Origin of the sequence: Enterococcus mundtii, assembly GCF_002947535.1 — a bacterium.
GTDB classification, from domain to species: domain Bacteria; phylum Bacillota; class Bacilli; order Lactobacillales; family Enterococcaceae; genus Enterococcus_B; species Enterococcus_B mundtii_B.
The window spans coordinates 67,681-91,274 of sequence record NZ_PUAP01000002.1; the positions used below are offsets into that span (position 1 = coordinate 67,681).

The following is a 23,594-nucleotide window of genomic DNA, read 5'->3' on the forward strand; positions in this document are numbered from 1 at the left end:
AAAATAAATAAAAAAATGAATGGAGGGTTGTTTTTTATGTGTCATGCTACGAAACAAGAAGCCTATGAATTGCTTGATCTATTGGCGATCAATTACCAAGAAGTAAGCCATCCAGCCATTACTTCTGTCAAAAATCTAACTTTTACTTTGCCAGGTCCACAAGTCAAAAATCTTTTGGTCAAATCAAAGAAAGGCAAACAAATTTATTTTGTCGTCTTACCTGATGAAAAACAAGCCGACTTGAAATTATTGGCAGAACAGTTGAATGAAAAACGATTATCGTTTGTTTCAGAAGAACAAGTCAAACAGTTGTTACATGTTCCGCCCGGCACTGTCAATCCGTTTGCCTTAGTCAACGATTTAGAAAACGAGATCCAAGTCGTCATTGACTCCTCGATCGATCGCAAAGATACCGTGGGCTTTCATCCAAACAGCAACACCAGTACCATCATTTTTCCCTTTGCAGATTTTGAACGGCTACTCGCTCATGTGGATCATCTACCAAGGTATGAAGTCTTGTAACTTAATTATCCTTCATCGCAGCTTTTAAGGCTGCTGCTAATGGGCTTTCTTCCGGTTCTTCTGCTTGAGAATATTTCTTCATCAAACGTCGTTCTTCGTGTTTTGTCATTTTTTTCTTCTGCTCTTTTTTCCCTAGCATCTTCTCTGTCGTCCCGTCAAATTTACAACGGAAGTAAGCCCCATTTTTGCCTTCAATGATTTCCATTTTGCGGTGACATTGTGGGCAACGATGGTTAGAGACTTTCGGATCTTTCCGACGACGATAGTTACAATCTTGATTCGTACACACATAGATTTTGCCATCTTTGGTGTTCTTTTCACGCAGGTTCGAGCCACAATCCGGACATTTCTTTTGAGTAATCGAAAAATCTTGGTACTCTTGCTTACTTGTTTTGATTTCTTGGACAAGTCGCTTCGTTTCTTTTTCGATGGATTGCAAAAAGGCGTTTGCTTGTTTTTTTCCAAGCGCGATCTCTTCTAGATCTCTTTCCCAACTTTCAGTCAAATCTGGTGTCACAAGCGATGGATTGACCAGTTCTAACAACTGCTTGCCTTTCGGCGAGACTTGTAAGCCTTGGGGTGTGCGTTCCATTAATTCGGATTTGATCAACTTTTCAATGATCTCCGCACGAGTCGCGGGCGTGCCTAAACTGTGTTTTTCCATCAAACCTAACAGACTTGCTTCTGTCAAAGGTTTTGGTGGTGCTGACAATTCTTTTTTGATCGTAAAATCAGGTTGGATGCGCATGTCTTTTTTCCAGTCAAACGAATCCACATGACTTTCAGCAGTGGTTTTCCAACCAGCTTCCAACACCCGGTTTTGGCGGAAAACAAATTGTTCGTTACCAAATACGACAGTGATTTTCGTTTGACTGATTTTATGTGGTTCTGCAAATAAGCCTAAGAATCGTGTCACGATCATTTGGTAGATTTTTTGTTCTTCGTTACTTAATTTTTCATAGCGTGGACGATTTTCCGTCGGTAACAAAGCATGGTGATCTGTTACTTTACTATCTTGGAAGACACTCGTTTGACGAACCACTGCCCCATTTTTCAAATAAGTTTTTACTTCTGGTGCAAAATCGCTGATGGCTTGAAGTCTTTCTTTCATGGTACTTTTCATATCATTCGTCAAATATTTACTATCTGTTCGTGGATAGGTGACGATCTTGTGCGTTTCGTATAAACTTTGAACAAGTCCTAACGTTTTCTTTGCAGAATAGCCATAACGTTGGTTGGCTTCTCGTTGGATCTCCGTGAGATCATAAGGCAGAGGGGCTTTTTCGGTCTTTGTTTTTTCTTCGATGTTAACCACTGTTCCCTTACTCTGACTGAGTTTTTTCACAAACGCTTGGGCTTCTTCATGGGACTTCAAAGCAAACTGATTTTTTTGGACCATTTTTGCTTGTTCATTGCCGACTGTCAATGAAATCGTAAAATACGTTTGTGGTCGGAACGATTCGATTTTCTTTTCCTGATTACGCACTAAAGCTAAGGTTGGGGTTTGTACCCGACCCGCTGATAAATTGTCTTGATATTTTACAGTCAGCGCACGCGTCACATTCAATCCGACCAACCAATCTGCTTTTGCTCTAGCCAAAGCAGACTCATAAAGCGCATCATAGCTTTTAGCTGGTTTCAATTGGCTGAAGCCTGTCTTGATCGCTTTGTCCGTCTGAGAGGAGATCCATAGACGTTTCACCGGCTTATTGAAGTGAACATATTCCAAGATCCAACGTGCAACGAGTTCTCCTTCACGTCCGGCATCGGTGGCGATCACTGCTTCTGAGACATCTTTACGAGTAGCCAATTGCTTGATGGCCTTCAATTGATGACCAGTTTTTGGTAACGGTTTGATCCCTAGTTTTTTTGGGATCATCGGCAATGTTTCCATTTGCCAGCTTTGCCATTCCTTATTCAGGTCCTCTGGCATCTTTAGACCTAATAAATGACCAAGGGCCCAAGTCACGATCACCTTGGGTCCTTCGTAGTAGTTTTTGTGTTTTTGATTAGCACCAAGCACCTTGCTTAGGTCTTTCGCAACGCTTGGCTTTTCCGCTAGAATTAGTTGTTTCATAAAAATCCTTTCTGCTTTCTATGGTGATCGGCTGATAATCCTTCAGCAAAGCAAGTCCTTTGTATTGCTGCAAATCATCATCGCATTCTTCACACCAGCGCTCATCGCCATCATTCCAAAAGGCGCTTAGAAAATTATTTTTGGCATGGATATACTCATAGTTGTTTTTAATGGCTAGCCATTTTTCTTCATAGTTTTGTTGTGCTTCTTCAAAAGAGGAGAAAGTTTCCTCCACTTGAATATCTTCTTGCCAATCTTCAAAGAACCACCAAGGCTCATTATCACCGAACATTGTAATTACTTGATACATACATGCGCTCCTTTTCTCAGATCATCTTAAAAACATATTAGTCACTTTCCAAGAAAGTTGCAAGAAATTTTGCTTAAAAGGGGCATTTTATGAATGTTCAGAAAATTAATTTAAATGATGCCTTTTATTTTATTGGTAAAGTTGCAATAAAGTCGTCGATCATCCAGACATAACTTTCTTCTGGAGAAACATTCGGTTCATTGGTAAAGTACCCTAAAAAACGTAACGAAAGATAGCCATGGATCATACTTCGCAGTTCTCGACTTCGATGCACCTTTTCTTCTTTCGACAAAGAAAAAGCGTCAAATATTTGCAAAATGATTTGGTTCGTTTCGTGTATTCCCTCTAATAAAATTTCTTCATTCGTATGTGGTACACTGATCAGCAGTTCATAGACCGCCTGATTTTGAAACGCAAATGACTGATAAGTTTGCGCATACGCTTGGATCGCTTCTCCCTTACTTTTCCCAACTAACACTCGACGTAATTGATCATTCAACTCCGTTAAAAGTTTCGCAGTCAACGCCGTTTTCACTTCCCGAATGTTTTTGAAGTGGTTATAAAGCGACGGTGATTTGATATTCAATGCCTTAGCTAAATGTTGAAAAGTGATTTGCTGTACAGCCATCTCTTCTGCCAATTCTCGAAAGCAGTCGATGATTTTCTCTTGTGACAGCGTTCGTTTTTTCATTTGATTTCCCCTCTTATGGAATAAACTCAATCCCTTTCAGTTTACCATGAAAGACGAAGATAAAAAAGACTTGTTGTTGATAAACTACACATTGTAGTTTATAATAAATAATTGTAGATGAAAATTTTCAGAAAGAAGGCTTTATTGTGGTTTCAAAAGTAAAGGATGCTGTATTCAGAAAAAGAGAACCTTGGGAGAAAAATCTAGTGGTTTTGTGGTTTGGTACATTTATGGCAGGGATTGGGTTTAGTCTAGTGATGCCTTTTATGTCACTTTACATAGATACGTTAGGAAATTACAGTACAGCACAATTGAATTTCTGGAGCGGATTGACCTTCTCCTCCACTTTCCTTGTTACTACCTTGATTTCTCCATGGTGGGGCCGTCTTGCCGATCAAAAAGGCCGAAAGTTGATGTTGTTGCGCGCTTCTCTAGGGATGGCGGTAGTGATTTCCTTGATGGGACTAGTAACCAGCGTGTATCAATTAGTCGCATTACGTCTGTTGCAAGGGATTTTTTCCGGCTATATCAGTAACGCTACAGCTTTAGTCGCCACTGGCACCCCGAGAGAAAAAAGCGGCCAAGTACTTGGCACTTTGGCGACTGGCTCTGTGACCGGAACATTGCTCGGTCCTTTACTCGGTGGACTTTCTGCTTCTGCTTTTGGGTATCGCCCTACCTTCTTTATTACTGGGACAATTTTGTTCTTCGTATTCTTACTTAGCTTATTTTTTGTCCATGAACAATTTGTTCCAGTAGAAAAAAGCGAGTTGGTTTCTGCTAAACAAATTTTCCGCGACCTGAAATACCCGCATGTCGTCATCGGCATGTTTATTACCACAATGATCATTCAAGCTTCAAATAATTCGATCAGTCCGATCATCAGTTTATATATTCGGCAATTATTACATGGACACGGCAACGTCACGTTGATCAGCGGAATCATTGCTTCTATTCCCGGTATTGCCACCCTGATAGCCGCTCCTCGTTTCGGACGCTTAGGCGATAAGATCGGGAGTGAACGAATCTTAGCCATCGGTTTAGGCTTCGCCTTGATCGTCTACATCCCAATGGCTTTCGTAACGAATGTATGGCAACTTGCAGGACTACGATTTTTGATCGGGATCTCCGACGCTTGCCTCCTACCAGCGGTCCAAGCATTGATCACTAAATACTCTCCCCCACAAGCTGCCGGAAGAATCTTTAGTTATAATCAATCTTTCCAAGCCACCGGAAATGTCGTCGGTCCATTGATCGGCTCAAGCGTTTCAAGTATCTTTGGTTATCGTGGTGTCTTTTTATCCACCTCCTTACTTGTACTTGCAAACTTTGTGCTGGTTCGCCATAATACGAAGGAGATCCATAAGCAGGAAGAAACAACCGATGGTCATGCTTTCGTCAATAAATAGCAAAAAAGCTACAGGATTCGTAAAAAAATCCTGTGGCTTTTTTAGATTATCTTAGACGTATTGCAAAACTTTCGTTTCTTGATACGCATGATCGATCAATCCGCCACCTAGACATTCCATTCCGTCATAAAAAACAACGGCTTGTCCTGGTGTGATTGCGCGCACGGGTTCGTCGAAGATCACTTCTGCCCGATTATTTTCTAATAAGCGCACGGTTACCGGCACATCTTGTTGGCGGTAACGGAATTTCGCTGTACATTTGAATTCTTTTGGCATAGGTTCATTCGTTGTAAAATGGATTTCGCTTGCATCTAAACTTGTTGCATACAATGCAGGGTGGTGGAAACCTTGTCCAACATATAACGTATTCGTCGCAAGATCTTTCCCCACCACGAACCAAGGTTCTTGTGAATCACCACCGCCGCCGATGCCTAAGCCTTGGCGTTGTCCGATCGTGTAGTACATCAAACCAGCATGTTCACCTTTGACTTCACCGTCAAGGGTCACCATATTGCCTTTTTTAGCTGGTAAATAGTTACTTAAAAATTGTTTGAAATTCTTTTCGCCGATAAAACAGATACCTGTTGAATCTTTTTTCTTCGCCGTTGCTAGCCCGGCACGTTCTGCGATCGCACGTACTTCTGATTTTTCCATACCGCCTAACGGAAACATCGTTTTTGCTAACTGTTCTTGTGACAATTGGCTAAGGAAATACGTTTGGTCTTTGTTATTATCGACCCCACGCAACATATGTGACACGCCATTTTCATCACGTGTGACTTGCGCATAATGGCCAGTAGCAACATATTCCGCTCCTAAGTCCATTGCATAGTCTAAGAATGCTTTAAATTTGATTTCCTTATTGCACATTACATCTGGGTTTGGGGTACGTCCCGCACGATATTCTGCTAAGAAATATTCAAACACACGGTCCCAATATTCCTTTTCAAAATTGACCGAGTAATAAGGAATCCCGATTTGGGCAGCGACTTTCGCTACATCCTTATAATCTTCTGTCGCCGTACAGACGCCATTTTCATCGGTATCATCCCAGTTTTTCATAAAGATCCCGATTACGTCATAGCCTTGTTCCTTTAACAAAAGTGCTGTTACAGATGAGTCAACACCGCCACTCATCCCAACGACAACGCGTGTTTTGCTGTTGTCTGTCATGGTATCACCATCATTTCAATTAGATTCTGAAACATCTACGAGTTGAAGGTCGCAACTTTTCAGTATTTTACATTATACGTCATCTTTCTGAAAATTTCACCCCTAAATAATCAATTTAAAAAAGCGACGTTTTTTAGTTGGCCTATTCTGTACTTTTCAGATACCAAAACTTTGCTATGAGAGGCGTTTTATTCGTGATTCAGTTTCTTACTAAATTCACCAAAAACAAAAGTAGTAGCACAACATTGAAATATGTAGAAAACAAATAGTTGATAAACAATAAGTAAAATTTTCGCCGGCTAGTTTCAAGCTTTGTTGCGGCGTATAATCCAATCAATCCAGAGATCACCATCAACAGCAGTAAAGGAATCAAATAATAACTTTCGAATGAATGACTTTGAAAAATAATCAAATAATGAGCATAAATAAATGCGAGTGTAGAAATAGACATCGGGATAATCAATCCCATGATAAAGAATGCTTTCTTTTTCTCTAACTCATGAAGCGCGCCCACAATCAATACGTACGCCACAGGGAACAATAAATACTCCACCTTACCAAAGCTGACAAAACCTAATAAAGTCCCAAGTACAATACCATACATCAAAACAAGATGAATTCCAATGAGCACCCTTTTTAAGAATGCTGAGGGGATTCTAGTTGAGTAAAACAAACTGATTCCACTGATGATCCACCAAGAATATTGGACTGTTGCAAATAACCAATAAAATTTGAAAACAAAAACTAAACTTCCCAATAGAAAACAAAGCGCCAATAGATAGAACGAAATATATTTATTCGGCATACTTTTTTTTACAAACATTCCACTCACTCCTTTTAAAAAATACTTATCTAGTAGAAAACCACCAGCCAAAGATACAGAACCAGTTAACCAAAATGATCAATACTTTTACCCAACCGAATTTTATTCCTGTTGAAAAAAATAAACTAATCCCACTCAAGAACCAGCAAATAGTGGAAATCATCAATTTAATCTCGCCAGTATATGGTGAATAAGGTAAAAAATAAAAACTCGCAAAAAAAACTGACAAGCACATAACTAGTAGGCAAAAAAACTTAAATCTTTTAGGTTCAATCGAGATCATTCATCTCACTCCTTTTTTCAACGATTAACGATCATAGCTTACTAGAAATAAACTCAATCACACGCATCAAACTCATAGCGAACGCAAATCCATAATTTACGACTAAGAGAAATCCTTTCTGATAGTTACTCATCGTAAGACAGTTCGTAAAATAAATCCCCATAAGTCCAGGAATTACCATGTACAGGATAAATGCAAAACTTGAAAGTGGCTCTTCTCGATATAGAAAGCTCCCTATCATAAATAAGATAGACAACAGCATCGACAGACCCAATCCTATTTTATGGAATTTCATGGTGATCTCCTATTCATCTTTTATTCATTGTGGCGTTATGGTGCTTTTTTCTATGTACAGTTACTGTTCATTTCATCAGTAATAGACACTTAGCCAAAAGAAAACAACCAACCGTAGATACAACTAAAGTTAAAAAAAATGACTAAGTTTTTTAAGACTTTACTTTCAATGAACCTTGAAAAAAATAAGCTTATACTGCTAAGTAACCAACAAATCGATGTCAATATTACTCGCCATTCAATACGATAGCGTCCTCCTTGAACCATACTGAACGTAATTACACTGATCGATAAGAGTAAAATAATCAATGAACAATATTTTTTGTATGTACTTTTCATTTCAATCTCCCTTTCAAGTAATACTTAACTCTATTTTTTGTTCAAAGTTAAAACAATTAATTGAATGAATTGTCCAATAATAATAAATGTAGCAAAAAAATAATTCAGAGAAACAATCATCCATTTGTATCGTCCAAGATTCGCTTTCATCGAATAATAAAACCCAGCTAATCCAGGAAATGTCATAATGAAAAACAATAAGACACTCTGAGGACTATCTCCGTAGACGATTCCTCCAATAAAGCAACTCATCGAAAAAAACATTGCTATAGATAATCTGAATTGATTATTCGTCATCTTATTCTCCTTTTAATTTTATGAATATCTGTATTTTCAAAAATCAAAATATAAACCACCAACCATAAATACAAAAAATATTCGCTCCTACAACAATACACTTGATAAATTTATTGTTGATTCCTGTAGAAAAAAACAAACTACATCCACTCAATAGCCAACAACTGATAACGATGATTCCTTGATATACAAGAGGCAAAGTTCTATAAGATGAAAAATAACTGCTACTAAACAAACAAGAAGCGAACAAAAAGATGATCGATAAAATCCAGTACTTGTTATTCTGTTTTATAATCATATGTGACTCCTTCTTTCTTAATCCACTCACAACTAGATAAAATTTCTATTAATTTTTATATTGTTCAATTAATACATAAAATAAAATGTACTAACTTGTAAAAAACTCTATCCCGAAGACTTGTAACCAATAAATTACGATAATCAAGACAGTACTGTAAGTAGCGAAAAGGTAATTCAGCCCTAGCAGTAGCCATTTCAACTTCGGCTTTTTTATTTTTGTCGAACAATAAAAACCAATCAAACCCGGAAAACCCAAACCTAATGCAAAAAGAATCCCTTCAATTTCTCCACTTAAATAAATATGTATATAAAATAGACCACTGACACATGCAAGCATTGACAAACATAAAACGACTAGATTCAATGCACGTTTCATTCTTCTTTCTCCTCCTTATCAACATCAATATTTCTCACTAAAAACAGAAATAGCTTCAAAAATTCAAAGAAAAATGAAAAATCGTAGATAAAAAGACATAGCCAAATACAAAATTCAACGTAATCAATGTCTTTTTCAGGTATCTGTCTGCGATTCCTAACGCAAAAACGATACTCCCTCCATTAATGACCCAACAAATCGAAATTGTGACTATAAATAGATGCGGTTGATACTTAAATGAGTCAAACAATATGGGACTAGCAAAGATACACGTAATAAATACAAGAAAAATTGACAATACCAATAGAACTACTGATTTTTTTGTACAAGACTGATTTTTTAGAAAAGACATTTATACGCTCCTTTTTACTATTTTTAATTTTCTATTTTACCAGCACACATAGACTAACCAAAATAAAATAACCAACCATAGATACAACAAAAATTCACTAATATGATTCCTCTTTTCAAATATGGATAAGTGATTTTCGTTGAAAAAAACAAACTTGCAGTGCTACATAACCAACAAACCGCCATGATGAATATTCTGATTTCATATTGCAATTTAGAATACGGATAAGCATAGAATAAAAATAAAAGAATAGACATCGCCAATAAAGCAATTGATAGAATAGATGCTAAATAATTTTTTGTGGTCAACAATCATATCCCTCCTCGTAAAATAGTCTTAACTCATTTGGATAAACTTTCTAATGAACCATTCAATGAATTGCCCAATAACAATATACGTAGCAAAAAAGTAATTCAAAGAAATAAGCAACCATTTATAATGTCGAAGTTCCACTTTAGTGGAAAAATAAAGTCCTAGCAGACTTGGAAAAGTCATCATGGAAAACAAAATAATCCGTAGAGCACTCTCTCCGGAAATGATTCCTCCAACAAAGCAACTCATCGAAAAAAACATTGCTATAGATAATCTGAATTGGTTATTCGTCATCTTATTCTCCTTTTAAATTTATGAATATCTGTAGTTTCAAAAATCAAAATATAAACCACCAACCATAGATACAGAAAATGTTAATGCCAATGACAATACGCTTCAGAAATTTATTACTGACCGCGCGACAAAAAAATAAACTAAATCCACTTAGTATCCAACAACCGTAGATGATAATTCTTTGATGTTCGATTGGATATTGGGTATAGGATAAAAAATAATGCCTAGCAAGTAAACATGACAGTATCAATAATACAAACGACAAAATCCAGTATTTTTTATTTTGAATCATTTTTTTCTCCTTCTTTCAATATCTTTCTTGATACGCCTGGTCCTTTTTATTTATAAATAAATCGTAAGAAAACATGGATAACGTCCCATCCGGTGAGCGTAGTTGCAAATAAATAATTCACGACTAACAGAGACCATTTCAAGTACCTTTTCATAATGAGTTTTGTGGTGAAATGGATTCCCGCAAATCCTGGGATAATGATCACAAACATCAAGATAAAGCCGATATATCCTCCATAATCTATGATTGTTCCCAATAGACACAAGATCGATAAAATCATAGAAACAATTAACCCAATTTTATAACCGTTCATAAATATCTCCTTTCATAATTTCATTTAAGTTATTGTTGTTCGGATGACCAGTTTACTTGATAGAACTTAACAATCAATAAAAAAGCCACCAACCATAGATACAGAAAATGTTGATGCCAATGGCAATAACTTTCAGAAGTTTATTCCTGATTCCCCGACAAAAAAATAAACTAAATCCGCTTAGTATCCAACAGCCGTAGATGATAATTCTTTGATGTTCGATTGGATATTGGGTATAGGATAAAAAATAATGCCTAGCAAGTAGACATGACAGACCTAAAAAGACAAATGATAGAATTAAATACTTTTTATTTTGAGTCATTATATTTCCTCCTTTTCCCATTTTTTGATATGTATCATACATTACTTGTATAAATGTAAAATAGCATGAATAAAATACCAACCACTAAGCGTAGTCGCAAATAAATAATTCACAACTAACAGAGTCCACTCTAAGTACTTTTTCATGGTAGTTTTTGTAGTAAAATAAATTCCCAAAAAGCCAGGAATTATGATTACAAATGACAAAATAAAACCAACATACCCTCTATAATCTATGAGTATTCCCAATAAACATAAGATCGATAAAATCATAGAAACAATTAACCCGATTTTATAACCGTTCATCTAATCTTCCTTTCTTCTAAAAATTTTAGGTAACGCTATTCGCTGATTCAGCTGATTTTTATTCGTTGATCTCTTACAACCTATAGAACCCTCGTTAAAAACTGGATTAAATATCTGATATGAAGATGCGTGGCGAATAAATAATTTACGATGAACAAAAAAGATTTCAGAAGCTTATCCATAGTGATTTTAGTTGTAAAATAGATCCCAAAAAATCCTGGAATAATTGTAAAAAAAACTAACAACAATCCAATTAGTCCACGTCCATCAATCAGCGAACCAATAATAAACAGAACAGATAAGGACATTGACATACACAAGCCGATTTTGTACCCATTCATAAGCTACTCCTTTCTTCGCTTCGTTTGAAATAATCGAAGCTATTTTTGGATTAATAGAAAATTATACATCTAACAATCAAAAAAACTAATAAAAAGTTATTTAAAACAAAAGTTAAAATAACTTTAAAATAAATAAATTAACTTACAAAGAAATAATAAAAAAATCCCAACATAAACTTTTAATAAATAATTTAATTAGATAAAAGTTTTTTTATAAATCCATATAAAAAAAAACATAAAAAATCAAAAAAATAAGTGTTTTTATAAATGTTTATATGTTATTATTTTATCATAAATTTAAGGAGGGAATATCATGAAGATCAAACTTTTTTTCACAACTTTTTTATTAATCGTTTCACTTCAATTCTCAAATATGCAGGTACTTGCCGAAGCGGAATCTTATCAGTCTTTAGAGGATTATTATGAATTTTTCAAAAATGAATACGCTTCCTTTGGGCAGACGTTTGAGGAATTTTCAGCTGATTACTACAACCAGACACCTTATTTAGATGAGGATCACTTAAAAGAATATGCACATTCCATCAATGACACGTATTTAACCGAGGAAGCAGAACGGTTAGCCAAAATCCCACCACTATGGTCTTTCAATATTGGAAACTCTCTAGATAATATTACTTTTGAAAAGAAGCCTGAATATGGTACTTATGACTTATTGAATACGGTCCAGCCTGGAGATCTTATTTTCGAGGTAAATCGAGCGGATATTTTAGATCTCGGAGTGATTTTGCTTCATCACATAATGATTGTCGATGATATTGTTGAAGAAAGCCATATGATCAACGGGAAATTAGAAACATTTACATATATTCGGACAATTGAAGCCACAGGAGGTAATTTTGGCGACAAAAGTAATGGGGTAGTCTACGGCGTATTAGATGATGAACGTTTTGATTATACAAATGCCTCCATCTTAAGAGTCCCTGAAGCAACTGTTTTACAAAAACAAGCTGCTGTTCAATTTATGAGAACACAGTTAGGAAAAGGTTACCACATACATGATGCAAGCGGTCACCGTAATCGTAAATTTAGTCGGTCCACTTGGTATTGCTCCATGCTTGTATGGGCTGCTTATATGAATGCTACACCGGATGGCAACATTGATGACCTTACACCAGCAAATGATCCAGAGTTCCAAGGAATTGATCTTGAATCAAAAGATAAACCTATTGAAGTGTTTTCAATTACACCTAACGATATCTTGCGCTCCGATAAACTGGAAAAAATCAGTCCTTCGTTTCCCCAACACATCGATTATATAAAAAATATTACTTGGTCAGGGGAAGGTGCGCCGCTTCAAGGTGAAGATTTTGTTTTCAGCCCGAATTCTAACCTTTATTACCTTGAAAACGACTATCATTTCTTAGCAATCGACCAAAACAACCAACGTCCCTACACCAACAAATCTCTTACTCTCGGTCGTAACGCCAGTGGGAATGTCGTGGCACAATTAGATTTATTCACCAATTTTGCTTTGACTGATGAAGCGAAGCAAAAATACGCAGATAAAAATATCCCTGTTGTACCTAATGGTATTGAATTTGCGGATATCCCAAATTACGTGATGAATTGGATCAATCGCTATACTCAGTGTAGCTTTGATATTGTTTACTCAAAAGATATCACGACGGATAGTAATCACCTACGCTATAATCCGACTTATTCAAAAATCGATCAAAAAGCACATCCTTCATATGGCTATTTAGTTAGTCAAGTAGTACATACTCCTCCAGCATTTACTCAAAGAAAATTTGATTACACGGAGAATTTAAGTGTCTATGAAAATTATGATCTAGCCTATCCGAATCCACTGAATTATGATGTATCCTATACGAAGAACCGTCCGACTTGGTATTATTTCTTTAATAACTTCCATGCGTTGATCAAGTTAGAAAATGGCACCTATCGATCCGCCACTTATCTACGGTTCCATGGTTCTTTCACTACTCCTGCTTTTCAGAGGAACGGTTATGGACTGAACCATGATTTTACAATGACCGATGAAGCCAAAACGATTTACCAAAATTATTACTATCATATCGGCGTCAACCAATCTGTGGATTACGCGATCGACTGGTTGAATCAATATACAAAAGAAGAGGTCCTTATCGTCTACTCAACAAATATCACGAATGATCTTAAACGTTTGAATGATGGAACAGCCACTGTTGGTAAAGGATTGAATAATCAAGGAAAACTCGTCAATTGTATTATTTAAACTTTCAATAGCTCATTGGATTTTATGTCTGATGAATCTATAAAGTTGTTAACAAGGATTAACAAATGGACTCTACACTTTTCCCACCTAGGATCTAGATGAATGGCGAAAATAAAACAGGTTTGAGACAAAAGTAACATTTCCTTTTGTCTCAAACCTTAAAACCGAATATTCGTTGGGAACAGAAGTAACCTCATCAAAAAAGCGACAGCTACAAAAATTTGAAAACAATTTTTGTAGCTGTCGCCTTATTTCTTGAGGTAATCCATCCCTCACTTTCTTCTTACCTACTTTTCCTAATGGTTATTCTTTTGATCCAGCAACTTCTGTCTCTTCGATAAGGGAGAGTTCATCGACTTCACCGGATTCTTTATCAGTCAGTCGACTCATTCCTGTTACAGGATTAATCTCTTCTTTGATCTCTTCATCTTCATAGACTAGATAAAACCGATTTTCTGTACCATATTCTTCTTGCAATGTTTGAAGCAGTTTGTCATTTGTAACTGTTTCAAGTGCTTTGAACGCATCGTACTCTTCAATCGTCCCCTTTTCCTTATCTGTTATTCGAGCCATTCCAGTAATCGGATTGATTTCTTCTTTCGTTTGATCATCTTCATACTCTAAAAAGAATTTGTCCTCTGTCCCGTATTCTTCTTGTAGTGATTTTAGAAATTCTTCTTTTGTAAATAATTCAAATTCCCCGAATGCTTCATATTCTTCCGTTTCCCCTGTTTTTTTATTAGTGGTTCTAGCCATTCCAGTTACTGGATTGATTTCTTCTTTGTATTCATCATCCTCAAATTCAAGATAAAATCTGTCTTCTGTGCCGTATTCTTCTTGCAACATTTTTAATAGTTCTTCTTTTGTTTCTATTTCTTCACCGACTTGTTCTGTTCCTTGCGATGTGTCAGCAAAGGTAGGAACAGCACCAAAAGCAAATGCACTGAATAGGCCAACAGAAGCTAAACTTACACTCAATTTTTTGATCATATGTCATCACCTCTCTATTTGATATGGATTTATAATAACTTAAAATTTAGAACAAAAATGGATTTAAATGTAAACAAAAACCGCTTATTATCTAAACTATTCTTTAATTAAGAATAATTTAAAAATAACTAACGGTTTAAAATTATCGAACGATGTTTAGCGTTGGATTTTTTGTAGCTCTTGAAACTTTGCTTCATAGATTTCTTCAATCTCTGCTTCCGAAAGTGGCGTGCCAAACGGGCGTTTTACTATTAATAATTCTCGCTCTGGTGCGTCTACTCCTACATTGACGTCGTTGCCGATAGGTACGCTATAATGATGGATATGCCCATGAAGATTGCGTATTTTATCATTGCCTCCGAGCAACAATGGATAATGGGTCAAATAGTATTGCTGATGATTGAATTTTATGATGACACCTACATCATAAAAGTGAAACTTTTGCTTTCCTTCATTTTTCCACGGATCATGTTGTTCCAAATAGTTGAAAAAGGCCCGACTGTCATGATTCCCTTTGATAAAGTGGATTGTGCCATTCAGTTCTTTGACTAAGGAAAGAATTTCTGCGCTACCTTTTTCATACTTAGGGTGCATCGCAAGGTCTCCTAGATGATAAACATGGTCGGATTCCTTTACGACTGCATTCCAACTAGTGATCAATTGATGGTGCATGCGGGCAACATTTTTAAATGGTCGTGGTGAAAAATCACTATTACCTAGCAACCGTTCATGGAAAAAATGCATATCACTGATAAAATAATTCATCTAAGCTCACTCTCCTATATAAATATCGTATGTGAAAACAAAAAAATAGGCAATCAATGCCTATTTTCAAAAAAGAAATTTATTGTTTTCTTTTAGCTATGTTTACTTTGTAATTCTAAATCGTAGTTTCTAGCTGAAGGAACCATGTACAGTGCAATTGCACAAAGTAATGTACCGACACCGGCAATCACAAATAGTTTCTCCACGCCAATGGCATCTGCTAGTGGCCCGGCAAAGATCAAACCGATTGGACCAGGGAGAGACATCAGTGAATTGAACACGCCCAATACTCTTCCTAAAATACTTGGCTCAAAACTTTGTTGGATCATCGCCATGACTAATGTATTGTAGTAAGGCGTAGCCAAGCCGGAAATGGCATTCAACAGAACAAAGTAAATAAATCCTTGTGAGGTTGCTGGTAATAATCCACTCGCTGCGACCGATAAACCTAAGACGATATAGGAGATGATCACTAGCTTCATTCGATTCTTAAAATGACCAGAAAAACCGATGATTGCACCGCCTATTAACATCCCAACAGCGTAAATGACTTCGATCAACCCTGCTTGTCCGACTGTGCCATTAAAATAGCCCATGGTCATCAGTGGATATAAGCTTGCAGCGGGCATGAACAATAGCATGAAAACCGCACCATTGAGCATGATATGCCACAGTCCCCGTTTCTCGTACAGCTTCTTTACTCCGAATTTAGTATCGGCTAATAGATGAATCCTTTCTCCTTGTATATCGATCTTGGGAATCAACACAAAAATCAACAACCCGACACCAAGAATAGCTCCTAATACATCCAAAAGAATCAAGGCATTCATCGGTACCGCAGCAAATAAAAAAGCACCTAATCCAGGAGCAACGATATAATTCGCTGATTGCACCATACCCAATCGACCATTGATCCTTGTTAATTCTTCTTCTGGAACCATTGTCGGTAAAATCGATTGGATCGTCGGCATTTGAAAGGTCTGTGCGACCGAACGAATAAATAAAGAGACAAACACTAACCACAGCGGAAAGGTCGACATCACTGTTCCTACAATGGATAAAATAAGTGCAAAGATCGCAACAATGATATCCGTATAAATCAATAATTTTTTCTTATCCCAACGATCGATCAGCGGCCCAACAAACGGACTTAATAGAACCATCGGCAGCATTCCTAATAATGTGGCAAAGCTTAAAATAGTCGCAGAACCTGTTTCTTGTGTCAAATACCAAATGATGGCATATTGTACGACCATGCTTGTGATCCCTGATAAAAATTGACCTATAAGAAATAGGTTGATATTTTTTTTCCAATGTTTCTCCATAAATCCCTCCTGCTTTTTTGTTTCGTTTCATTCTACCATTATTACTCCAGCGATTTCTACAAAACAAAGTCCACATTATTTCTTCCCGATTAAAAAAATGGTAAACTGAACAAAACATCTTGGGAGGTATAACCATGGATCAAGTCAGTTTCCACACCACGATCAGTCCTTCAGAAATAATTGTTGATTTTGAAGAAGAACAAATCCATTTCAGTATTCTAAACAAGAAAACAAAGCAATTAGAGAACTCGTTTTTTCTTTATTATGAAAAAAACAAGTGCATTGCCATTGCAAAAGACTATACACCTAAAAGCTTTGACAAAGTGATTCTCGTCAAATTACCATGGGATCTTGAAGCAGATTATTTTATGTACCTGTTGGATGAGCAAGCAAAAGAGGCTGGTTTAACCTTAGAAAAAGACAAAGATTTCAAAGAAAAGATTCCAGCTGAAGCAACGAAGAAATTAGCAACAAGTATTAAAAAAGTAACGACTGTGTTGACGACCTTCGGCTACGGCTTGGCTCCACTTCCTGAGACGAAAAAGAAACCCGCTAAAGCGCGTCATCGGTGGACGAAACAAATCAGCGAGATTCCTTTTACTGTGGAATTTCGTGGTAGCAAGGCAACCCTTTACTGGATCAGTCGCAATGAGATGTTGATCAAAGCTGGCGCTACGTTATTACTTGATGCCCCTTTGAATAAAGACGGTTCGGTTAGTTATGCTGCAAAATATGGAGATAAAATGCGGGCTGACTACCAAGAGCAGATCAAAGATGGGAAAGTTGTGGAGGATATCATTGTCAAAAGTGTGAATGAAGCTAGCCTATTACTGTATTATGGCGGAACAAATAGTTGGTTAGAACTAAAAGATGCCCAAGGAAAAACATTAGATGAATGGTCAAAAGTTGAATGATCATTGACCGATAAATAAAAAAGTACCCAAACGCTAGGAAGGACAGTTACGCATGCTCGCCGTCACATGAAGACGATACATGCACTTGTTTTCCTAGTATTTAGGTACTTTTTTGTTTTTCTTTATTGTTTCACATGAGTGCTTAGCCTTCTACTTTTTCAAATAGTCCACGACTGATCATGCTATCCATCAAGAAATAAAACTTATCTTGACTCATTTTTTGCTTTGGATCTTTAAAAATATCGACTGCACGCAAGCCATTGGCTGTCGTGATCGACATCTTCATTGTCTTGATGTCTTTTGCAACCGTGATTTTTAATTTAAAACCCTCTTTGCTTTGTGGTGTTGCATCAAGCGGACGAATCAATTGATAGTTCCCGCCATTTGTTTCTGTAAAGCCATTGTCGCGTAATGTGTATCTTTTTGCATCTGGATGTAAACGGTAGCTAACTGGAGAACCGAGTACGGACGCTGTTTGTTCAAATGCCATCTTTTTCACCTCAGTAAGTTTAGTTTCCTCTTTATTATAAAAGTTTCTAACTCGTTTTACTAGGTTTTTTAGCGCTTAGATTGCTTTGACTAAACCATCAGCAAATCGTTGGACTTCTTCTTCTGTATTCCCATAGCCAAAACTGATACGGATGGATTCTTTTAAAAATGGTGTTCCTTTTCCATACATGGCTTCTAGTACATGAGAAGGTTCGATATTTCCAGCAGTACATGCCGAACCGATCGAGATCGCAAAGCCTTGTAGATCCAATTTCATCAATAATAGATCGTTGACGATCCCTGGAATACGTAAATTCAATACATGAGGTAATTTATTCGTCAAATCCCCATTGATTGCATATTCAATCTCATTTTCTGTCAATTTATCTAAAATAAGTTGTTGGAAGCCCAAGTATTTTTTATTACGTGCTTCTCTTTCTTCTAGCGTTAATATTTCTACCGCTTTCGCTAATCCACAGATCCCCGCTAAGTTTTCTGTACCGGCACGGCGTTTTTCTTCTTGTTCTCCACCTAAAAGCAAAGGTGGGATATTTACGCCATCTCTTTTATATAAAAAACCGATTCCTTTAGGTCCATTGATTTTATGACCAGATATGCTCAAAAGATCGATTCCTAACTCTTGAGGATGAATCGTTTGATTACCATAAGCTTGAACAGCATCCGTATGGAAATAGGCTGGATGTTCTCGTAATATTTCACCGATTTCTTTGATCGGTAATAAATTGCCGATTTCATTATTTCCGTACATGATCGATACTAGAATAGTGTCTTCTCTTAAAGCCGAGCGGAAATCAGCGATCGAGATATTCCCTTTTTGGTCAACTGGTAGATATGTAACCTCAAAACCTTTTTTTTCAAGATACTTCATCGTATTCAAGACTGCTGGATGTTCAATAACTGTAGTGATTAGATGTTTCCCTTCATTTTGACGTGAGAATGCTGTTTCAAGTATCGCAGTATTATCCCCTTCCGTTCCACCACTGTTAAAAATAATCTCATGCGGGCGGACGTGCAAACTATCTGCCACGATTTGTCTAGCATTTTCTAATTTTTCATGAGCCATCCGACCAAATCCATGAATGCTCGAAGGATTGCCAAATGTCCCTTCCATGATATCCATCATTTCTTTGATTACCAACGGATGCATCGGCGTCGTCGCTGCATGATCTAAATAAATATTGCCCAATGTATTCATCCCTTTCAAATAGAGCTAGGCACATTCTAGCATAGAAATAGCCAGTTACCAAAAATAAACTTAGGCAAAAGAAGGATTTTTTTAGTAGATAAGTTAAAGCGTCTAAAAAAACACCATAAAATGACCTCTATATTTCGTCATTTTATGGTGTTTCATTTTTTATCTAAAGCTCTTCTCTTCCAAACGGAACAATGGGCTCATTGGCGTGTTTTCATGGATACGTTTGACGGCTTCACCCATCAAGTTTGAACAAGTGACGATCGTCAAGTTTTCTGGGTGACGGTCTTCTGGTGTATACACAGAATCAGTGATACAGATATCTTTGATTGGCGCTTCGTCCAAGATCTCTTTTGCTGGCTCTGACAACAAGCCATGGGAAGCACAAACATAGATATCTTTGGCGCCATTTTCTTTCAAGACTTTGGCTGCTCGAGCGAATGTCAATCCAGTATTTAAAATATCATCAACCAGTATACACGTTTTTCCTTGAACATTCCCGATCACGTAACTTGCTGCTGTTCCTTCGACTTCTTCATCCGCATGATCAACGATCGCTAACGTACTATTCAAATACTCTGATAAGCTACGCGCGCGTTGGACACCACTGTTCTTTGGTGAAACAACGACAATGTCATCGCCGACCAGACCAAGTTCACGGTAATAATGCGCAAATAATGGCATTGTAAATAAGTTATCTACTGGAATATCAAAGAATCCTTGTACTTGCACCGTATGCAGATCTAAGGTCAATACACGAGTCGCTCCTGCTTCTTCAAGCATGTTCGCAATCAATTTTGCTGTAATTGGTTCATGGGGCTTCGCTGTACGGTCTTGTCTCGCATAACCATAATAAGGCAACACCACATTGATCGTTTTGGCACTTGCACGTTTCATCGCATCGATCATGATCAATAATTCCATGTAGTAATCATTGACTGGTGCATTCGTCGATTGAACGATGTAGACATGATCGCCACGGATACTTTCTTCAATGTTGATTGAAATTTCTCCATCACTAAATTGTTTGACTACACTTTTCCCTAACTCTGTTCCAAATACTTTGGCGATTTTTTCTGCTAACGGTCGATTCCCATTCAAACTAAAGATTTTCAACGTGTCGTCCTGATACTTTTTACTCATGACATCCTCCCAAACTTCTCTATTCTTCGATAGTTTAACATATTTCGTTCCGTATTTCTGGTATTTTCTGAAAATAATCAAGGAAGTGAGACTGTTCCATTCCCCCAACTTGCAGGAATCACTTTATTTGTGTTTCCCCAATTATCATGGACTTTATAATAACGCTCACCAGAAGCTGATTCATAGTAAGCATAAGCAGTGACCCAATGATTGCCGTAGGTACTGCCTAGCAATCTTAAAATACCGATCATCACTGGTTTTCCTTCTCGTATCCGCTTTGTTGCTCGTTGCCAAGAACCGACTACTGTACTTCTGGCATAAATCGGTTGCTGTTGTGTTCTAAAAAAGGCTGAGATCCCTGTACTTACTTGGATAGGTACGGTAGGCAAGCCCAAAGGTTGGATCGTTTTACGCAGTTTTTGGATCAATTCTTTCGCATCGCGGGAATCTTTTCGACGAATATCTGAAGGAATCAGATTCGGCATACCATAATCTTGATAATAGGCAAGCAACACTGCTGCCGCATAGGTGCCACAAAGATAACCAGACGTTGTTCGCCACTTTTTATATGTCAAGAAACGTTGTTCCGGCAAACCTACCCAACAATCAACTAAATGAGTCGTTGGCGCTTGTTGCGCCCACTTTGCCAGAAGTTTATCGATCAGCTCATCGTCAATTCCTTCTGCATTTATACTGGCTTCTTGCCACATAGTGGATGTTGCGATGCTTGTTGAATAGGCATTTACCGCTGTAACAAATTCGACTGTTTTTCCTTGAGGATCAATGATCAAATAACTCTCATTTTCAAAAATCACTGCTAAATAGTGTCCATTTTCTTGTTTCCTTTTTAGCAGACGAAACTCACTGATTCGCTCGGTTTTTCCATTGAGCAAGACTTCTTGCCATTTCCCACTTGCTTTTTTCAGAATCGATCACCTCCTCCCTCATTATAAGGGATAGTCCTAAAAAAATAAATCAGATCGACTAATGGTTGATTGCGCGTTTTGAACATTTTTCCTGATTCGTATGTAAAATGATTTTAGAGCTTGCTCGCAAATGAAATCGATTACACAATTTATCGCTTTGAAATAGATTTTACGTTCCATTTGTTTATTCTGCTTTTTTGTTAGATAATGGGCACACGGAACTAAAAAGGAGCGATGATTCAATGAACCAAGAACGTTTGAAACAAGATTTTTTTGAAGCAGTAAATGAAGAATGGTTAAAAACAGCAACAATTCCTGCCGATAAGCCAGCAACTGGTGGGTTTCAGGATTTAGTTGATGGCATTGATCAACTAATGATGCGAGATACAGATGAGATGTTAGCTGATCCAACAAAAGTTACATCTGATAAAATGCGTCACTTCCTTGCTTATTATCAACTGGCAAATGATTATGAATACAGAGATCAATTAGGTGCTACACCTTTACAACCAATCCTCGAAAGGATCGAGCAACTCACTTCCTTTGACGAATTAAATCAGCAATTTCCAGAATGGACATTGGACAGCTTACCGTTGCCTGTTGTCTTAGATGTGGATGCAGATATGAAAAATGCGCAAGTCAATGCCTTTTTCGCTTCACCACCGTCTTTATTCTTACCAGATAAAACTTATTATGAAGCAGAGCATCCAAATGGTGCTCAATTATTGTCCGTCTTTTTTGATATGATGGTCCAACTTTTAGAAATGACAGGGAAAGAAAGAAGTCAGGCAGAAGCAATCGTCGAACAAGCGATCCAATTCGATAAATTGATTGCGCCCCATGTTAAAAGCGCGGAAGAAAATGCAGATTATAGCCAAATGTACAATCCACGTACCTTTACTGAATTTACGGCATATACCGATGCACTTGACTTAACTACCTTGACCACTGGCTTGATCGGCACACGTCCAGACCAAGTGATCGTTACTGACCCTGTCTACTTTGAACATTTAGCTGAACTTTTGACGACACCACATTTCCGATTACTTAAAAGCTGGATGATCGTAAAAACGGTGCGTTCACTAAGCAGTTATCTATCTGAAGATTTCCGTCAAGTCAGCGGGATCTTCTCTCGGACTTTATCAGGAACCGATGAAGCAATGCCACAAAAGAAAGCAGCTTACTACCTTGCTTCAGGACAGTTTGATCATGTGTTGGGCGATTACTACGGAAACAAGTATTTTGGCGAAGCAGCAAAAAAAGACGTCGAACAAATGGTCAAGAAAATGATCAATGTTTACCAAAAACGACTCGAAACGAATGAATGGTTAAGTGATGCAACACGCGAAAAAGCAATCGTCAAATTGAACAAATTAGGTATCCAAGTCGGTTACCCTGATAAAATCCCTGCCTTGTTCGATGCGTTCCAAACAGTTCCCGCAAATGAAGGTGGTACCCTTCTTTCAAATGCGTTGAACTTTAGTCATCTAACCCTAAAAGACCGTTTCAGTAAATGGAACAAGCCTGTCGACCGTGATGAATGGGAAATGAGTGCTGATACAGTCAATGCGTACTACCATCCATTCCGAAACGTGATCGTTTTCCCAGCTGCGATTTTACAAGCACCATTTTATAGTTTGGAACAATCTAGCTCAGCAAACTTCGGCGGAATCGGTGCAGTCATTGCCCATGAGATTTCCCATGCGTTTGACAACAACGGCGCGAAATTTGATGAATTCGGTAACTTGAATAACTGGTGGACAGAAGAAGACTTCGCTCATTTCCAAGAAAAAGCGCAAGCCATGATCGAACAGTTTGACGGTGTACCTTTTGCCGATGGCACAGTCAATGGAAAACTAACCGTTTCTGAAAATATTGCAGATGCTGGCGGATTAAGTTGTGCACTAGAAGCTGCAATGACCGAAGACGATTATTCAGCAGCCGATTTCTTCATGAATTGGGCGACGATCTGGCGTACAAAAGCGAAAAAAGAATACCAACAATTACTTTTACAAATCGATGTTCATGCACCTGCGAAACTTCGGGCGAATATCCAGCCACAAAACTTAGCAGAGTTTTATGAAACATTTGCGATCACTGAAGAAGATCCGATGTATCTAGCCCCTGAAAAACGTGTGCATATTTGGTAGTTATTTACTAAGAGATCA

General features: G+C 37.5%; 22 protein-coding genes. 5 read left to right on the plus strand and 17 right to left on the minus strand.

Annotated features, from left to right (window positions below; translation table 11 throughout):
- Nucleotides 1-36: 36 nt before the first annotated feature.
- A complete protein-coding gene (locus tag CUS89_RS00330) occupies nt 37-522 on the plus strand; it encodes a prolyl-tRNA synthetase associated domain-containing protein (protein WP_104870697.1) in 486 nt (161 codons plus the stop codon).
- Nucleotide 523: 1 nt separating this feature from the next.
- Here the strand turns inward: CUS89_RS00330 and CUS89_RS00335 are convergent, their stop codons facing one another.
- The 3 genes from CUS89_RS00335 to CUS89_RS00345 form a co-directional block, all read right to left on the minus strand.
- Nucleotides 524-2,599 (minus strand): DNA topoisomerase III, encoded by a 2,076-nt coding sequence (locus CUS89_RS00335; RefSeq protein ID WP_104870586.1) that lies wholly within the window; start codon nt 2,597-2,599, stop codon nt 524-526.
- A complete protein-coding gene (locus CUS89_RS00340) occupies nt 2,532-2,909 on the minus strand; it encodes a DUF1033 family protein (RefSeq protein WP_104870587.1) in 378 nt (125 codons plus the stop codon). Before CUS89_RS00340 ends, CUS89_RS00335 begins: the two co-directional genes overlap by 68 nt.
- Nucleotides 2,910-3,033: 124 nt before the next feature.
- The gene (locus CUS89_RS00345) at nt 3,034-3,600 is read right to left on the minus strand and encodes a TetR/AcrR family transcriptional regulator (RefSeq protein WP_010736170.1); all 567 of its coding nucleotides are present in this window, start codon (nt 3,598-3,600) and stop codon (nt 3,034-3,036) included.
- A 146-nt stretch (nt 3,601-3,746) separates the two neighbouring features.
- Here CUS89_RS00345 and CUS89_RS00350 point away from each other — a divergent pair, with 146 nt between their 5' ends.
- Entirely contained in the window at nt 3,747-5,009 is a 1,263-nt protein-coding gene (locus tag CUS89_RS00350) for a multidrug efflux MFS transporter (RefSeq protein WP_104870588.1), read from the plus strand.
- A gap of 51 nt (nt 5,010-5,060) precedes the next feature.
- On the opposite strand, the gene mnmA is transcribed toward CUS89_RS00350, so the two are convergent.
- The 7 genes from mnmA to CUS89_RS00410 all read right to left on the minus strand — a co-directional run bounded on the left by mnmA (nt 5,061) and on the right by CUS89_RS00410 (nt 10,457).
- Nucleotides 5,061-6,182 (minus strand): tRNA 2-thiouridine(34) synthase MnmA, encoded by a 1,122-nt coding sequence (gene mnmA / locus CUS89_RS00355; RefSeq protein ID WP_010736172.1) that lies wholly within the window; start codon nt 6,180-6,182, stop codon nt 5,061-5,063.
- A 199-nt stretch (nt 6,183-6,381) separates the two neighbouring features.
- Nucleotides 6,382-7,005, minus strand: coding sequence for a hypothetical protein (locus tag CUS89_RS00360; RefSeq protein ID WP_104870589.1), 624 nt, complete (start codon nt 7,003-7,005; stop codon nt 6,382-6,384).
- Nucleotides 7,006-7,319: 314 nt separating this feature from the next.
- Entirely contained in the window at nt 7,320-7,583 is a 264-nt protein-coding gene (locus CUS89_RS00370) for a hypothetical protein (RefSeq protein ID WP_104870591.1), read from the minus strand.
- 368 nt (nt 7,584-7,951) lie between these two features.
- A complete protein-coding gene (locus CUS89_RS00375) occupies nt 7,952-8,218 on the minus strand; it encodes a hypothetical protein (RefSeq protein ID WP_104870592.1) in 267 nt (88 codons plus the stop codon).
- Between the two features lie 388 nt (nt 8,219-8,606).
- Nucleotides 8,607-8,894 (minus strand): hypothetical protein, encoded by a 288-nt coding sequence (locus CUS89_RS00385; RefSeq protein ID WP_104870593.1) that lies wholly within the window; start codon nt 8,892-8,894, stop codon nt 8,607-8,609.
- A 405-nt stretch (nt 8,895-9,299) separates the two neighbouring features.
- Nucleotides 9,300-9,557, minus strand: a complete 258-nt coding sequence (locus CUS89_RS00395; RefSeq protein WP_104870595.1) for a hypothetical protein — start codon at nt 9,555-9,557, stop codon at nt 9,300-9,302.
- A gap of 633 nt (nt 9,558-10,190) precedes the next feature.
- Nucleotides 10,191-10,457 carry a hypothetical protein gene (locus CUS89_RS00410; RefSeq protein WP_104870598.1) on the minus strand — a complete coding sequence of 89 codons (267 nt, stop codon included), beginning with the start codon at nt 10,455-10,457 and terminating at the stop codon, nt 10,191-10,193.
- Between the two features lie 1,281 nt (nt 10,458-11,738).
- On the opposite strand from CUS89_RS00410, the gene CUS89_RS00430 reads away from it, so the two are divergent.
- A complete protein-coding gene (locus CUS89_RS00430) occupies nt 11,739-13,661 on the plus strand; it encodes a hypothetical protein (protein ID WP_104870602.1) in 1,923 nt (640 codons plus the stop codon).
- Between the two features lie 303 nt (nt 13,662-13,964).
- On the opposite strand, the gene CUS89_RS00435 is transcribed toward CUS89_RS00430, so the two are convergent.
- From CUS89_RS00435 to CUS89_RS00445, 3 genes are all read right to left on the minus strand, one after another.
- Nucleotides 13,965-14,651, minus strand: coding sequence for a hypothetical protein (locus CUS89_RS00435; RefSeq protein ID WP_104870603.1), 687 nt, complete (start codon nt 14,649-14,651; stop codon nt 13,965-13,967).
- A gap of 156 nt (nt 14,652-14,807) precedes the next feature.
- On the minus strand, nt 14,808-15,416 hold the full coding sequence (locus CUS89_RS00440; RefSeq protein ID WP_104870604.1) for a metallophosphoesterase: 609 nt from the start codon (nt 15,414-15,416) through the stop codon (nt 14,808-14,810).
- Nucleotides 15,417-15,508: 92 nt separating this feature from the next.
- Nucleotides 15,509-16,741 (minus strand): MFS transporter, encoded by a 1,233-nt coding sequence (locus CUS89_RS00445; RefSeq protein ID WP_104870605.1) that lies wholly within the window; start codon nt 16,739-16,741, stop codon nt 15,509-15,511.
- A gap of 134 nt (nt 16,742-16,875) precedes the next feature.
- On the opposite strand from CUS89_RS00445, the gene CUS89_RS00450 reads away from it, so the two are divergent.
- Nucleotides 16,876-17,655 (plus strand): hypothetical protein, encoded by a 780-nt coding sequence (locus CUS89_RS00450; RefSeq protein ID WP_104870606.1) that lies wholly within the window; start codon nt 16,876-16,878, stop codon nt 17,653-17,655.
- Nucleotides 17,656-17,797: 142 nt separating this feature from the next.
- On the opposite strand, the gene CUS89_RS00455 is transcribed toward CUS89_RS00450, so the two are convergent.
- From CUS89_RS00455 to CUS89_RS00470, 4 genes are all read right to left on the minus strand, one after another.
- Nucleotides 17,798-18,145: a DUF1831 domain-containing protein gene (locus CUS89_RS00455; RefSeq protein WP_010736189.1), complete on the minus strand. Its 348-nt coding sequence runs from the start codon at nt 18,143-18,145 to the stop codon at nt 17,798-17,800.
- Between the two features lie 75 nt (nt 18,146-18,220).
- The gene (locus CUS89_RS00460) at nt 18,221-19,351 is read right to left on the minus strand and encodes a cysteine desulfurase family protein (RefSeq protein WP_104870607.1); all 1,131 of its coding nucleotides are present in this window, start codon (nt 19,349-19,351) and stop codon (nt 18,221-18,223) included.
- Between the two features lie 168 nt (nt 19,352-19,519).
- Entirely contained in the window at nt 19,520-20,500 is a 981-nt protein-coding gene (locus CUS89_RS00465; RefSeq protein ID WP_019723536.1) for a ribose-phosphate diphosphokinase, read from the minus strand.
- A gap of 77 nt (nt 20,501-20,577) precedes the next feature.
- A complete protein-coding gene (locus CUS89_RS00470) occupies nt 20,578-21,393 on the minus strand; it encodes a dihydrolipoamide dehydrogenase (protein WP_258082357.1) in 816 nt (271 codons plus the stop codon).
- Between the two features lie 275 nt (nt 21,394-21,668).
- Between CUS89_RS00470 and CUS89_RS00475 the strand changes: the two genes are divergently transcribed.
- Nucleotides 21,669-23,576: a M13 family metallopeptidase gene (locus CUS89_RS00475; RefSeq protein ID WP_104870609.1), complete on the plus strand. Its 1,908-nt coding sequence runs from the start codon at nt 21,669-21,671 to the stop codon at nt 23,574-23,576.
- Nucleotides 23,577-23,594: the final 18 nt, after the last annotated feature.